Raw genomic sequence first — 12,929 nt, forward strand, 5'->3', positions numbered from 1 at the left:
CTTAAAATTAGGGTTTTCTATTCAATAATTGATGCCCCACAGCACATTGCAAACATTTATTTTTGGTACAATATTCATTGTACAACTGGATTACGGCCTGACTTTCCTTTGCTGAGGGGAATTGTATATTTAGCGCCTTGAACTTTGAAATAACCGTATTGTTTTCTGATGCCAAATCCGAAACAATATCCAATATCTCATCCGGCACATCCCTTCCCCTATGTTTTGCATAGGCCAGTTTTATGGGAAGAACGGTATTGACAATCAATAAATCCACAAACTTCCGGGTAAGTTTCTTGGAATGTTTATTGGAGACTTTTCCAAAAGTATAATGGTCGTCCCAGTATTCGCTGGCAGTAACCTTAAAGACCGAATAAATTTCCCCTACACTTTTGGCATTGACAACCCTACTAAATAGATTTTGATGCAACCCATATAAATTGGCCAATTGGGAAAGTCTTATAGTGGGGAAATTGGATGGCCGCAGTTTAAAAAACTCCGGTTTTTGTTGTGGTTGGTCCGGCAAATGGAACTTGGCCTTAAGAAAAGCAAATTCCTTATGTAGACTATCATAATAATTATCCGCAATAATTGGATGGTCCAAAAATCCTGCAAAACCATAAAGTAAACTTTCCATTTGTAGGATATTGCCCTGAATTTTGCGCACCACATCGAAGGGCAGCCTTTTGGCAATATCAAAAAAGGATCCCCCATTTATCTTAAGTCCAAAATTTTTAAAAAGCAATACAAAAAACACCTGTTCCCAATCGTTGTTGGTAACTTCCAAAAGTTTGGCCACCAATTGGGTTTTACTTTCCAAACGCTCAAAATAGAGTACCTCCAACCAATTCTGCAAAACAAAATCAGAGGTGGCCCCAATCCCATTTCCACAATTTATAAATAATCGTTCTTTACGGGAGAACATTTTTTGGTACTCCATTAATAGGTCGGAAGAAATATAATCCTTGAGGACCAAAGTGGCGACCACGGTATTATCACTCCTGAAAACGTCACAATCGTCTTCCCAAACAACATGAAGTATTACATTTTGATAATTGGGATCTTTTTCATGGTTATGGGCATACCAATCCGAAGATTTAATATGCATCTCCACCGTCCCGGCCCACAACTGTCCACCTATCCGAATCTTGGCATTAAAAAAGTCGGGGCCGGACAAAAGGTTATGGGATCCTACATCCAGTATTTGAATGGTCTCGTTATTGGAGCCTTTAAGGTTCCCCAATTGTAGCTTTTTATACTTCCAAATAAAATGCAAAAGATCTTCCCGCATAATTCAATGTATAGCACAAACCGATAATCCTCAAGCTTATAAGATACATGCAACGGAAAACCCTTCGGAACCCAATTATGGTAAGGACGGGACTTAAACCGGTTATTCCGCTACCTCACCTTCCCAATTCATAAACCCGCCAACCAAATTGTATGCATTTTCAAAGCCCAACTTGTTCATGATGGCACATGCCTGTGCACTTCGTTGTCCGGACCTACAATACACGTAGTAGTTTTTTGTCTTGTCCAATTTTTCCAATTCGGCAACGAACTCTTGCCCTAAATGAATATCTATATTGGTAGCGTTGGGAATATATCCTTCCTCAACTTCTTCCGGAGTCCTAACGTCCAACAAGAAGGCATTGCCGTCGTTTTCAAATTGTTCGCTCCACTCCTCTTGTGATAAATCTGCCATTTGTGTTATTCTTTATTCCTCAAAAATAATGTTTTTTAAAAAAATCATCCAACATTTAAAGCGGAAATATAAGGAAGTACTTGCCCAAAACTAAACACCCAATTTTCCGCACTTACACTTGTTCAACATTATTTAACAAATTTTTATCACAAACATTGTTGGAACATTTAATTAAATCCATACATTTGTATATACAATTATTGTAATGACATGAATGTAGAGAAAATTATAAAAACCGATAAGCAGATTCCTATAGCAAGTAGGACCATCATACATTTAAGTCTTGTTGAGACCAAAATAAATGAGTTGATGACCGTGGCACTTAAACCGCAAGGGGTTTCATTACAACAATTTAACGTATTAAGGATACTTAGGGGACAAAAAGGGAAACCTGCCAATCTTTCCACCTTAAACGAAAGAATGGTCACCAAGATGAGCAATACCACCAGATTGGTGGACAAGTTGATCCTAAAGGGTTATGTGGATCGGATGGTATGCCCCAGTAACCGGAGAAAAGTGGAGATCAATATTACTCCAGCAGGCGAAACCGCCTTAACCTTAATGGATTTGGCCATAAAGGAGGCTGAAGAAAAGTTATTGGAAAATTTTTCCAAAGAGGATTTGTCCAACTTAAATGAATTATTGGATAAATTTTAAAATGAATAAAAAAACAATTATAAATAATCATTAAATTCAAAACATGAATTCTTATATAGACAATTTAAATTGGCGCTATGCCACCAAAAAGTTCGACACATCCAAAAAGGTGTCCCAAAAGGATTTGGAATATTTATTGGAAGCCACTGCTCTGAGTGCCTCCTCCTACGGATTGCAGCCGTATAAAATACTGGTAGTGGAAGATTCGGTATTGAGAAGTACCTTGCAGCCAGCAGCTTGGGGACAGTCCCAAATAACGGAAGCCTCCCATTTAATAGTACTGGCCAACCAGGCTACTTTTGGGGAAGAATTGGTAGACGACTATTTGGAAAATGTAAGTGCAACCCGTGGCATTCCTTCCAATGATCTTCAAGGTTACGCAGATTTTATGAAGTCCAAATTAATGCCGCTATCCGAATCGGCCAAAGCTACCTGGACCTCTAGACAAACCTATATAGCCCTGGGCAATTTACTGTCCGCAGCCGCCGATCTTAAGATTGACACCTGCCCTATGGAAGGTTTTGACAATGCCCAATTTAATGAAATCCTTGGGCTTAAGGAAAAAGGACTTAACACGGCCGTACTTGTAGCCATAGGCTATAGGTCCCGGGAGGATGAAACACAACACTATAAAAAAGTGCGTAAAAAAAAGAAAAATCTTATTACCTATATATAAACAGTAACTTTAACAAACATTATCCTAAAATTGAAATCATGAAAAAAAACACATTAAGTTTAGTATTGTCCGTATTTACTGGTCTAACAGCCATGGCATCCACTCCAGTGGACAACGAAGTAAAACAAATTAAAACCTCTGAAAGTACAGTGACCTGGAAAGGTTACAAAGTAACCGGTTCCCATCACGGAACAATCGCACTAAAAGAGGGTTCCCTGATTTTTGAAGGCGATAAATTGACCGGAGGGGAATTTGTGGTGGACATGCCCACTTTGGTTTCCAATGACCTGGAAGGCGAATACAAAGGAAAGTTGGAGACCCACTTAAAATCCGATGATTTTTTTGGGGTGGACGCACATCCTACTTCCAAATTGGTTTTTACCAGTGTAAAATCTACTGGGAAAAACTCCTACGAAGTAACTGGAGACCTAACCATAAAGGGAAAAACCAATCCGGTAACTTTTGACATCTCCATCTACGGCAACAAGGCTACCGCCACTATGAAGGTAGACCGTTCCCAGTACGACGTTAAGTACGGATCTGGAAGTTTTTTCGATAATCTAGGAGACAAAACCATATATGACGAATTTGATCTAGTAGTGGATCTGGTATTCTAATCATGCCCTAACAGTTATGTTCAAAACCTCACAATTGTGGGGTTTTTTATTTTTTCCCCATCACAGGTTTGTAAATTTGAAATTCCTTCTTATATTTGACCTCCAATGAAAAACATGGTATCAAATACTTGGTGGTGGAGCAACTTACGAAAAACATCGTGAGCAAAGCATCATTGTAGTATAACTATACAAAAGGCTTGTCATCACGACAAGCCTTTTTTTCGTTTATCATAAAAATCGAGGAACCCATTGGCAGAGCTTAGCAATTAAAAGAATGATCATGAAATACCAGTTAATATCACATCACAAAAAAATTCTTGCGGACACCATCACCCCTGTAAGTGTTTATTTAAAAATCAGGGATCGTTTCCCCAATAGTATTCTATTGGAAAGTAGTGACTATCATGCCAATGACAATAGTTTTTCTTATATATGTTGCAACCCAATAGCTTCCATAAAAGTAGAAAACGAAACGGTCACCCAGCAATTCCCGGACGGTTCCATTGTGGAATTTGGCGTAGGGAAAGAAACGGACATCCCTGGCATTTTACATGATTTTAGCCAAAAGTTCGATTCCCAGAACAACGACTTTAAATTTATAAACAATGGTATGTTCGGATATATGGCCTATGATGCCGTGCGGTATTTTGAAGACATAGACATTTCCAAGAAAAATAACAGTATCTCCATCCCGGACATCTATTACGCCGTTTATCAAAATATAGTGGCCATAAACCATTTTAAGAACGAAGCCTATATTTTTGCGCACTGCTATGAATCCGAAAATAATATTGGAGAAATAGAACAGATTCTTAGCGCCAAAAACTTTGCCTCCTACAATTTCTCCCAAGAAGGAAAACCAGTGTCCAACTTAAAGGACGAAGAATATAAGGAGCATGTGGAACTGGCAAAAAAACATTGCAACAGAGGTGACGTTTTTCAATTGGTATTGTCCCGAAGGTTCTCGCAAGAATTCAAGGGCGACGAATTCAACGTATACAGGGCACTGCGATCCATAAACCCATCTCCCTATCTGTTTTATTTTGATTACGGGGATTTCAAAATTTTTGGAAGTTCTCCCGAAGCCCAATTAATAGTAAAGGATGGCAAGGCGGAAATTCACCCCATTGCCGGGACCTTCAAGAGAACGGGGAATGATGAACAGGATGCGGAATTGGCCAAAAAATTAAAAATAGACGATAAGGAAAATAGCGAACACGTTATGTTGGTCGATCTTGCAAGAAACGACCTAAGTAGAAACGGCACTATGGTAAAAGTGGAAAACTATAGGGAAGTACAGTTCTTTTCGCATGTAATACATCTGGTCTCCAAAGTAACCGGGTTGAAGAAAAAAGACATCCCCACCATGAAAGTGGTTGCCGATACCTTTCCTGCCGGCACCTTGAGCGGTGCCCCCAAACACATGGCCATGCAGCTTATCGAGAAATATGAAAAAACCAGTAGGGGATATTACGGTGGGGCCATAGGGTTTATGGATTTCAACGGAAACTTTAACCACGCCATTATGATCAGAACCTTTTTAAGTAAAAACCACCAATTGCATTATCAGGCAGGAGCAGGGCTGGTGGCCGCTTCCAATCCTGAAAACGAACTTCAGGAAACCTACAACAAATTGGGAGCCCTCACCAAGGCCCTGGAAATAGCGGAAACTATATAATAATCCCCTTTAATTTGCCCCGTAGCTTTATATAGTGGGCGTATGGAGAGATCAATACAAAATATTGAAAAAGAGGACATCAGAAGTATGAAAGAGAATACAGATAATAGAACAAACACCAATACCGTGGGCAAAGGAGTAGGGAAATCCATTTTGGTAATCGACAATTACGATAGTTTCACCTACAACCTTGTCCATTATTTGGAGGACCTGGATTGCACCGTAACCGTAAAAAGAAATGATCAAATTAGTCTGGAAGAAATAGCGGCTTTTGACAAGATCGTTCTTTCCCCTGGCCCGGGCATCCCAGACGAAGCAGGTCTACTTAAAGAAATTATAGCGATGTACGCCCCATCAAAAAGTATTTTCGGAGTATGCCTGGGACAGCAGGCCATAGCAGAAGTTTTTGGGGGGTCGTTGACAAATATAGACCAGGTCTACCACGGCATAGCGACCAAAATAAATATTGTCAAGGACGATATCCTTTTCCATGGACTGCCCAAAGAAATCGAAGTGGGCCGTTATCACTCCTGGGTAGTGGACCCTGCACTTCCAGAGGTATTGGAAGCCACCTCCTTTGATGAAAACGGACAGGTGATGTCCTTGCGCCACAAGGTCTTTAATGTTAGTGCCGTACAGTTTCATCCCGAATCGGTATTGACTCCCCATGGCAAAAAAATATTGGAGAACTGGGTAGCCTCCCCCAACCGGCCATAAGTCAGGGGACTTATTAAGGGCTTATGGACAATGAAAATAATTACTCGGATATTGGACCCGTCTGTCCGTCCCTTCCTGTACGGACGGGAATGAAGAAGTCGGGCAGATCTGGTCGATAAAAAACAATAAATATAAGCACATGAAAGATATTTTAAACCAACTTATCAATCACGATGTACTTCCTAAAGAGGTTGCCAAACAGGTTTTGATAAATATAGCCAAGGGAGATTACAATACAAGTCAGATTGCCGCCTTTTTAACGGTATATATGATGCGTAGCGTTACCATAGAAGAATTGGAAGGTTTCAGGGATGCCTTGTTGGAGCTTTGTTTGGCTGTAGACCTGTCGCATTACAACCCCATAGATCTCTGTGGTACGGGCGGCGACGGCAAGGATACTTTTAACATCTCTACTTTGGCCAGTTTCGTTACGGCCGGGGCCGGTGTTAAGGTTACCAAACATGGCAACTATGGTGTATCCTCCAAGTGCGGCAGTAGCAATGTTATGGAGTTTTTGGGAATTAAATTCAGTAATGAGGCCAGATTTCTTGAAAAATGTATAGATGAGGCAGGTATCTGCGTATTGCATGCCCCGTTATTTCACCCGGCCATGAAAAATGTGGCTCCCATACGCAGGGAATTGGGTGTAAAAACCTTCTTTAATATGTTGGGCCCTATGGTGAACCCGGCCTTTCCCAAAAACCAAATGGTGGGAGTTTTCAATTTGGAACTGGCAAGAATGTACGGTTACCTTTACCAAAAGACCGACAAGAATTTTACCGTATTGCACGCCTTGGACGGATACGATGAAATTTCATTGACCGGAAACACCAAGACCATTACCAACAAATCCGAGGGAATGCTAAAACCTTCGGATTTTGGAGTTGAAGCCATTTCTGCCTCGGATATAGTGGGCGGAGATAGTATTGAGGAATCTGCACAGGTCTTTCTTAATGTTCTGGAAGGAAAAGGTACTGCCCCACAAAACAATGTGGTCTGCGCCAATGCCGGAATCGCCATCGCTACGGTAAAAGGGGTTAGTCCGAAGGAGGGCTTTGAAGAGGCCAAGGAATCCCTGCTGAGCGGAAGGGGACTGGCGGCATTAAAAAAATTACAGCAACTGAGCCAATAGATATGGATGGGCATGCCCAAGTCAATATTATAGTATCATGAATATACTGGATAAAATAGTTTTGGATAAAAGAAAGGAAGTGGATTTAAAAAAATCCATTATCCCGGTTTCCCAGTTGGAAGCCTCCGTATTGTTTCAGAGACCCACGGTTTCCCTGGCCAATGCCCTTAAAAATAGCAATAGCGGAATTATCGCCGAGCACAAACGAAGATCCCCGTCCAAATCGGTCATCAACCAAAACAACAGCGTCTCCGATGTAGCAATAGGCTATGAAAAGGCAGGTGCCTGCGGCATGTCGGTCTTAACGGATGGAAAATATTTCGGAGGATCTTTGGACGACCTTTTGTTGGCCAGGGCATCCGTACAGATGCCGTTGCTCCGCAAGGAATTCATCATAGACGAATATCAAATATTGGAGGCCAAGGCCCATGGAGCGGATGTTATTTTATTGATAGCCGCCATCTTGCCCCGTGATGGGATAAAGGCATTTTCCGAATTTGCGAAACAATTGGACTTGGAGGTATTATTAGAGGTACATGACGAAGAGGAATTACGGAAATCCATTATGCCCAGTTTGGACATGTTGGGCGTGAACAATAGGAATTTAAAGACTTTTGAAGTAAGCCTGGACACCAGTAAAACCCTGTCCAAATTAATTCCGGACGATTTTGTGAAGGTTTCCGAAAGCGGTATAAGTTCTACAGAGGCTATAGAAGAGTTAAAACCATATGGCTACAAAGGCTTCCTTATAGGCGAGAATTTTATGAAAACCGATAATCCCGGACTAAGTGCGTTACAATTTATAAAATCGATATCCTAATTTAAGAGCCATGAAACTGAAAGTGTGTGGAATGAAATTGAATACCCTGGAAGTGGCCGCCCTTCAACCTGATTATCTTGGCTTTATATTTTGGGAACCCTCCAAAAGGTTTTTTGAAGGAATTATTCCCGAATTGCCGGCCACCATTAAAAAAGTAGGTGTATTTGTGGATGCAACCCTCGATGAAATTCTGGAAAAAGTTAACAGATATGGCTTAGGGGCGGTACAATTGCACGGAAAGGAAAGCCCGGAATTTTGTAGCGACCTAAAAAAAATAATACATGACCGCTCCAAGGCCACAGGGATAATGGACCTGGAAATCATTAAAGTGTTCTCCGTAAAAGAGGATTTTGATTTTAATATTTTGGCTCCTTATGAAAATGTTTGCGATTTTTTTCTTTTTGACACCAAGGGCAAATTGCCCGGGGGCAATGGATACACCTTCAATTGGGAGGTGTTAAAAAACTATCCCTCCAATAAACCCTATTTTCTAAGTGGTGGCATTGGAGTGGAAGAGATTGAAAAAATAAGGGAATTTCAACAAAGACCGGAATCAACATATTGCCACGCCATTGATGTCAATAGTAAATTTGAATCGGAACCGGGATTAAAAGATATTAAAAAATTGAAGGAATTTAAAGAAGTAGTGAGTAGTGAGTAAATGGGAAGGAATTATAGTTGGCAGAAACAGTTGGCAGTTGATAGGGAGAAAATTCAATGTTCAATGTTCAATGTTCAATGTTCAATGTTCAATTAACAATTAACAATTAACAATTAACAATGTCTAGTATCTAGCGTGCAACATCTAGCATCTAATTAATAAAATATGAATTACAACGTAGACGAAAAGGGATATTACGGAGAGTTTGGAGGAGCTTTTATTCCTGAAATGCTCTATCCGAATGTTGAAAACCTTAGAAGGCAATATTTAAAAATAATGGCGGAACCCTCCTTTAAAAAGGAATTTGACCAATTATTGAAAGACTATGTAGGTAGGCCTTCGCCTCTTTATTTTGCCAAACGTTTATCGGAAAAGTACAACACCAAGGTATATTTAAAGCGTGAAGACCTTAATCATACCGGGGCCCATAAGGTAAACAACACCATTGGTCAGATCTTAATGGCCAAACGCCTGGGCAAGACCAGGATCATTGCGGAAACCGGTGCCGGGCAACACGGTGTAGCTACTGCAACGGTGTGTGCCCTTATGGGAATGGAGTGTATTGTCTATATGGGAGAAATAGATATTGCCAGACAAGCTCCCAATGTTGCCCGCATGAAAATGCTCGGAGCAGAGGTACGGCCGGCACTGTCCGGAAGCAAGACTTTAAAGGATGCTACCAATGAGGCCATAAGGGATTGGATCAACAATCCTGTGGATACCCATTATATTATTGGTTCTGCCATAGGGCCCCATCCCTATCCGGATATGGTAACCCGGTTCCAGTCCATAATTTCCGAGGAAATAAAATGGCAATTGAAGGAAAAGGAAGGCAGGGAAAATCCAGATTACGTTGTAGCCTGTATTGGGGGCGGTAGTAATGCTGCCGGTACCTTCTATCATTTTCTCCACGAAAAGGAAGTGGGCATAATAGCGGTGGAAGCTGCAGGACTGGGCGTAGATAGCGGTGAAAGTGCGGCAACATCGGTTCTTGGAAAAATGGGTATCATCCATGGCTGTAAAACCTTATTGATGCAGACCCCCGATGGGCAGATTACCGAACCCTATTCCATTTCTGCCGGACTGGATTATCCGGGAGTTGGGCCAATGCACGCCCACCTTTACAAAACGGGCAGGGCGGAATTTATTGCCATTACGGACGATGAAGCTATGCAGGCAGGGATGGAACTGTCCAAATTGGAAGGGATTATTCCGGCCATCGAGTCCTCACATGCATTTGCCATACTGGAAACCAGAAAATTCAGGCCAGAGGATGTGGTCGTCTTTAATCTTTCGGGACGGGGCGATAAGGATTTGGATACCTATATAAAATATTTTAAGTTATAAATACAGTACGGAGTAGTCAGTATTGAGTATTGAGAAACCCTATTAATAAGACTCTATACTGATATTGACAGCAATACTCGGTACTACCTACTCAATACTCAGTACTATAATTATGAACAGAATACATCAAAAATTGCGGGAAGATAAAAAACTATTGTCCATTTACTTTACCGCGGGCTACCCCTCCTTAAACGATACGGTAAAAATTATCCAAGATCTTGAAAACAATGGTGTGGATATGATCGAGATAGGATTGCCCTTCAGCGATCCCTTGGCAGATGGCCCTACCATACAGGCCAGTTCTACCCAAGCCCTGAAGAATGGCATGACCACCTCCCTGTTATTTCAGCAGTTAAAAGATATCCGAAAATCGGTTTCCATACCCTTGATCCTGATGGGATATTTCAATCCCGTTCTACAATACGGTGTGGAGGAATTCTGTAAAAAATGTCAGGAAATTGGGATAGACGGCCTTATTTTGCCCGACCTGCCTTTGGACGTATACCAAGAAGATTATGAAGCCATATTTAAAAAATATGGGCTAGTGAATGTTTTCTTGATAACCCCACAGACCAGTGATGCCCGTATCCGGGAAATTGATGAGGCCTCCGATGGATTTATCTATATGGTAAGTTCCGCCAGCGTTACCGGTTCCCAGGATGGTTTTGGGAACAGTCAGGAAACTTACTTTGGGCGCATTGCGGAAATGAACTTGAAAAACCCTCAGGTGGTAGGCTTTGGCATAAGCAATTCGGAAACCTTCCAACAAGCTACCAAACAGGCAAAGGGAGCCATCATTGGATCGGCATTTATTAAATTTCTGACACAAAACGGTGTACCTAAAATTGTGGATTTTGTGAAGGGAATTCGAAAATAGCAGCCATGGAGGTAATAAATAACTGGAAAATAATGCTGCTTTTGTGCCTAACCCTTGGCCTGGCCCCTTATTTTCCGGAACCCCACATCCTTGGTAAAGTAAAATGGATTTTGGGAGGTGCTACCGGCATGAAACCCATGGACTGGTTCGATGTTCTTTTGCATGGATTTCCGTTTGTTCTGCTATTAAGGTTATTGGTCATTAAAGTCCTTAAAAAGTAAGTTTCTACTGTAATTATACCGCGTTTCGGGATTCCTGCCTGCGCAGGAATGACACACCGACTGAACGCAACAGCAACAGGGTATAAATCCTCAGAAAAAGGTAATCAAACACTGAAAATCCAGTGTTGACCCATAGACCTAATGCCCACTGCCTGCGGAGGAATTACACTTTGGACAGCCAGATACAAACCTTACATTAATTACTTTCTTGACCCCTCTCTTCATTTAACTACCCGATAGACTGAATATCCAAATTATACGTCTACCTTTAATATATCAAACCATTAATTATCTGCTCCTTGAATACCTTAAAAAAGTAGTTGCCCCTTGAATTAGATGAATTTCTAAATTGTCATTAACAAAAATGTCATGAAAACAATTCGCTTACTTCTTGCATTACTACTTGTCAGCTCCGTTTTGGTGGGACAGACCAGAGAATTCTCCAAAGATTATTTTCTACAGAAAAGCAAAAAACAAAAAACTACCGCTTGGATATTACTTGCGGGTGGAACGGCAATGGCTGTTGGAGGATTCGCTATTTTTGATTCCAGCTGGGATAGTGGATCCGCCAGTACCACAGACATAGCTGGCATTATCGGCACTGTCGGATTTTTGACCGGTTTATCCAGTATTCCCTATTTTATAAGTGCCGGCAAAAATAAGAAGACTGCCATGTCCATTACATTTGACTATAAGCCTATTTATTTATCCGGAGACAACTTGGTTTCAACAAAAGCGCATCCAACGCTTACTTTAAAAATTAAACTTTGAGCCTTAACATTCCCTAACAAAGATTTAATAAGGCATTAACGGTATTTCAGGGATAGTTTTGTTAAGTTGGGTATGAACCTTAAAACTTAATAAGAATGGGAATTATAAATGATAAGAGAAAATTTAAGAGAAAAGTGGAACAATCCAATCCAACCAATCCTACCGGGAATACCAATGTTGACACCAATAAATTTGACATTGAAAAAGACACTATAAAAGATCAACAGAACAAGCATTAATATATAGCTGAATAGTTCCATGAACTAAAACATGAAGGAATACTCTTAGAAGAATTCTTTATACTGTAAAACCCTGAAATCGATCGTATTGAATTCAGGGTTTTCATTTTTCATCATTTTGTACTTTTCCAAGCTCCCCACGGCCCTGTTGGCGGCTCCGGAAGGTGCGGTCAAGGATACCGTTTTAATTATTCGCTGCCTATTAAGGTTCGTCTGTTCCATTGTGTTCCTTGAAATATCCAATTTGGCAGTTGGAAGAAAGAACCGATGGATACGGGGCACCTCATTGGAAACCGATTCCAGGCCAACTCCATGTTCTTTAAGGTATTTTCTAAATAAAAATTCTGGACCATTTTTACTATTACCCCCTGTAAACAGCAAGGTACCCACCTTGGGACACTGTTTCAAGTACCCCAACATATCCCTCAATACGATGTTTTCCATCCCAAGATCCGAAGCATCGATCTTGGAACGTTCCGCACTTTGAACAATATCACATATCCCTATTCTTTGCTCCCTTAAAAAATCCATACGCTGGCCAATAGCCTTTTCCGTAGTTTCAAAATCTAAATTGAGTCCAAAAATGCGATCTAAAATGGGCCACAGCTGACCATCCCGGCTACCGTAGCAAAAATTTACATCCCCCTCTTTTAAGTTTCCAGTGGTAAACCTGGGAGGTGGTAGGGTCCCTACGATAAATTTGGTGGCTTCCTCGAACAAAATAGGTTCATAGGGATGGGTATGCAAGAATATATTGGAAGACTTCATCTATTTCACGGGCTTTGGCCTATAAAGGTAAGGGGACAAAACA

At 41.0% G+C, this 12,929-nt stretch carries 16 protein-coding genes; 13 read left to right on the top strand and 3 right to left on the bottom strand.

All coding sequences use genetic code 11. The features are described from left to right. Nucleotides 1-7: 7 nt before the first annotated feature. A complete protein-coding gene (locus D0S24_RS10895; RefSeq protein ID WP_117019910.1) occupies nt 8-1,291 on the bottom strand; it encodes a DUF2851 family protein in 1,284 nt (427 codons plus the stop codon). A 102-nt stretch (nt 1,292-1,393) separates the two neighbouring features. After that, nucleotides 1,394-1,705, bottom strand: coding sequence for a rhodanese-like domain-containing protein (locus D0S24_RS10900; protein WP_117019911.1), 312 nt, complete (start codon nt 1,703-1,705; stop codon nt 1,394-1,396). A 210-nt stretch (nt 1,706-1,915) separates the two neighbouring features. On the opposite strand from D0S24_RS10900, the gene D0S24_RS10905 reads away from it, so the two are divergent. The 13 genes from D0S24_RS10905 to D0S24_RS21085 all read left to right on the top strand — a co-directional run bounded on the left by D0S24_RS10905 (nt 1,916) and on the right by D0S24_RS21085 (nt 12,118). After that, a complete protein-coding gene (locus tag D0S24_RS10905) occupies nt 1,916-2,362 on the top strand; it encodes a MarR family winged helix-turn-helix transcriptional regulator (RefSeq protein WP_117019912.1) in 447 nt (148 codons plus the stop codon). A gap of 43 nt (nt 2,363-2,405) precedes the next feature. Next, nucleotides 2,406-3,038, top strand: a complete 633-nt coding sequence (locus D0S24_RS10910) for an NAD(P)H-dependent oxidoreductase (protein WP_117019913.1) — start codon at nt 2,406-2,408, stop codon at nt 3,036-3,038. Between the two features lie 38 nt (nt 3,039-3,076). Further along, nucleotides 3,077-3,655 carry a YceI family protein gene (locus D0S24_RS10915; RefSeq protein ID WP_117019914.1) on the top strand — a complete coding sequence of 193 codons (579 nt, stop codon included), beginning with the start codon at nt 3,077-3,079 and terminating at the stop codon, nt 3,653-3,655. Between the two features lie 280 nt (nt 3,656-3,935). Continuing rightward, nucleotides 3,936-5,333, top strand: a complete 1,398-nt coding sequence (locus D0S24_RS10920) for an anthranilate synthase component I family protein (RefSeq protein ID WP_117019915.1) — start codon at nt 3,936-3,938, stop codon at nt 5,331-5,333. 87 nt (nt 5,334-5,420) lie between these two features. Further along, entirely contained in the window at nt 5,421-6,050 is a 630-nt protein-coding gene (locus D0S24_RS10925; protein ID WP_117020228.1) for an aminodeoxychorismate/anthranilate synthase component II, read from the top strand. A gap of 139 nt (nt 6,051-6,189) precedes the next feature. Beyond that, nucleotides 6,190-7,182 (top strand): anthranilate phosphoribosyltransferase, encoded by a 993-nt coding sequence (gene trpD / locus D0S24_RS10930; RefSeq protein ID WP_117019916.1) that lies wholly within the window; start codon nt 6,190-6,192, stop codon nt 7,180-7,182. A 37-nt stretch (nt 7,183-7,219) separates the two neighbouring features. Then, nucleotides 7,220-8,002 (top strand): indole-3-glycerol phosphate synthase TrpC, encoded by a 783-nt coding sequence (gene trpC, locus D0S24_RS10935; RefSeq protein WP_117019917.1) that lies wholly within the window; start codon nt 7,220-7,222, stop codon nt 8,000-8,002. A gap of 10 nt (nt 8,003-8,012) precedes the next feature. Continuing rightward, entirely contained in the window at nt 8,013-8,663 is a 651-nt protein-coding gene (locus D0S24_RS10940) for a phosphoribosylanthranilate isomerase (protein WP_117019918.1), read from the top strand. Between the two features lie 165 nt (nt 8,664-8,828). Then, a complete protein-coding gene (gene trpB, locus D0S24_RS10945; protein ID WP_117019919.1) occupies nt 8,829-10,010 on the top strand; it encodes a tryptophan synthase subunit beta in 1,182 nt (393 codons plus the stop codon). Between the two features lie 112 nt (nt 10,011-10,122). After that, nucleotides 10,123-10,887, top strand: coding sequence for a tryptophan synthase subunit alpha (gene trpA / locus D0S24_RS10950; RefSeq protein ID WP_117019920.1), 765 nt, complete (start codon nt 10,123-10,125; stop codon nt 10,885-10,887). Nucleotides 10,888-10,892: 5 nt separating this feature from the next. Next, nucleotides 10,893-11,108: a hypothetical protein gene (locus D0S24_RS10955; RefSeq protein ID WP_117019921.1), complete on the top strand. Its 216-nt coding sequence runs from the start codon at nt 10,893-10,895 to the stop codon at nt 11,106-11,108. Between the two features lie 369 nt (nt 11,109-11,477). Beyond that, the gene (locus D0S24_RS10960; RefSeq protein WP_117019922.1) at nt 11,478-11,879 is read left to right on the top strand and encodes a hypothetical protein; all 402 of its coding nucleotides are present in this window, start codon (nt 11,478-11,480) and stop codon (nt 11,877-11,879) included. A gap of 95 nt (nt 11,880-11,974) precedes the next feature. Further along, nucleotides 11,975-12,118: a hypothetical protein gene (locus tag D0S24_RS21085; protein WP_170126368.1), complete on the top strand. Its 144-nt coding sequence runs from the start codon at nt 11,975-11,977 to the stop codon at nt 12,116-12,118. 45 nt (nt 12,119-12,163) lie between these two features. On the opposite strand, the gene D0S24_RS10965 is transcribed toward D0S24_RS21085, so the two are convergent. Next, nucleotides 12,164-12,886, bottom strand: a complete 723-nt coding sequence (locus D0S24_RS10965) for a uracil-DNA glycosylase family protein (RefSeq protein ID WP_117019923.1) — start codon at nt 12,884-12,886, stop codon at nt 12,164-12,166. Between the last annotated feature and the right edge of the window lie 43 nt (nt 12,887-12,929).

Source organism: Arenibacter sp. P308M17, assembly GCF_003426735.1.
Taxonomy (GTDB): Bacteria; Bacteroidota; Bacteroidia; order Flavobacteriales; family Flavobacteriaceae; genus Arenibacter.

Excerpts from the sequence above, each read along its gene's own strand:
- D0S24_RS10940 (WP_117019918.1), top strand. The coding sequence starts at position 8,013 with ATGAAACTGAAAGTGTGTGGAATGAAATTGAATACCCTGGAAGTGGCC.
- D0S24_RS21085 (WP_170126368.1), top strand. The coding sequence starts at position 11,975 with ATGGGAATTATAAATGATAAGAGAAAATTTAAGAGAAAAGTGGAACAA.
- D0S24_RS10955 (WP_117019921.1), top strand. The coding sequence starts at position 10,893 with ATGGAGGTAATAAATAACTGGAAAATAATGCTGCTTTTGTGCCTAACC.
- D0S24_RS10920 (WP_117019915.1), top strand. The coding sequence starts at position 3,936 with ATGAAATACCAGTTAATATCACATCACAAAAAAATTCTTGCGGACACC.
- D0S24_RS10895 (WP_117019910.1), bottom strand. The coding sequence starts at position 1,291 with ATGCGGGAAGATCTTTTGCATTTTATTTGGAAGTATAAAAAGCTACAA.
- D0S24_RS10915 (WP_117019914.1), top strand. The coding sequence starts at position 3,077 with ATGAAAAAAAACACATTAAGTTTAGTATTGTCCGTATTTACTGGTCTA.
- trpA (WP_117019920.1), top strand. The coding sequence starts at position 10,123 with ATGAACAGAATACATCAAAAATTGCGGGAAGATAAAAAACTATTGTCC.
- trpD (WP_117019916.1), top strand. The coding sequence starts at position 6,190 with ATGAAAGATATTTTAAACCAACTTATCAATCACGATGTACTTCCTAAA.
- D0S24_RS10910 (WP_117019913.1), top strand. The coding sequence starts at position 2,406 with ATGAATTCTTATATAGACAATTTAAATTGGCGCTATGCCACCAAAAAG.
- D0S24_RS10925 (WP_117020228.1), top strand. The coding sequence starts at position 5,421 with ATGAAAGAGAATACAGATAATAGAACAAACACCAATACCGTGGGCAAA.
- trpC (WP_117019917.1), top strand. The coding sequence starts at position 7,220 with ATGAATATACTGGATAAAATAGTTTTGGATAAAAGAAAGGAAGTGGAT.
- D0S24_RS10960 (WP_117019922.1), top strand. The coding sequence starts at position 11,478 with ATGAAAACAATTCGCTTACTTCTTGCATTACTACTTGTCAGCTCCGTT.
- D0S24_RS10965 (WP_117019923.1), bottom strand. The coding sequence starts at position 12,886 with ATGAAGTCTTCCAATATATTCTTGCATACCCATCCCTATGAACCTATT.
- D0S24_RS10900 (WP_117019911.1), bottom strand. The coding sequence starts at position 1,705 with ATGGCAGATTTATCACAAGAGGAGTGGAGCGAACAATTTGAAAACGAC.
- D0S24_RS10905 (WP_117019912.1), top strand. The coding sequence starts at position 1,916 with ATGAATGTAGAGAAAATTATAAAAACCGATAAGCAGATTCCTATAGCA.
- trpB (WP_117019919.1), top strand. The coding sequence starts at position 8,829 with ATGAATTACAACGTAGACGAAAAGGGATATTACGGAGAGTTTGGAGGA.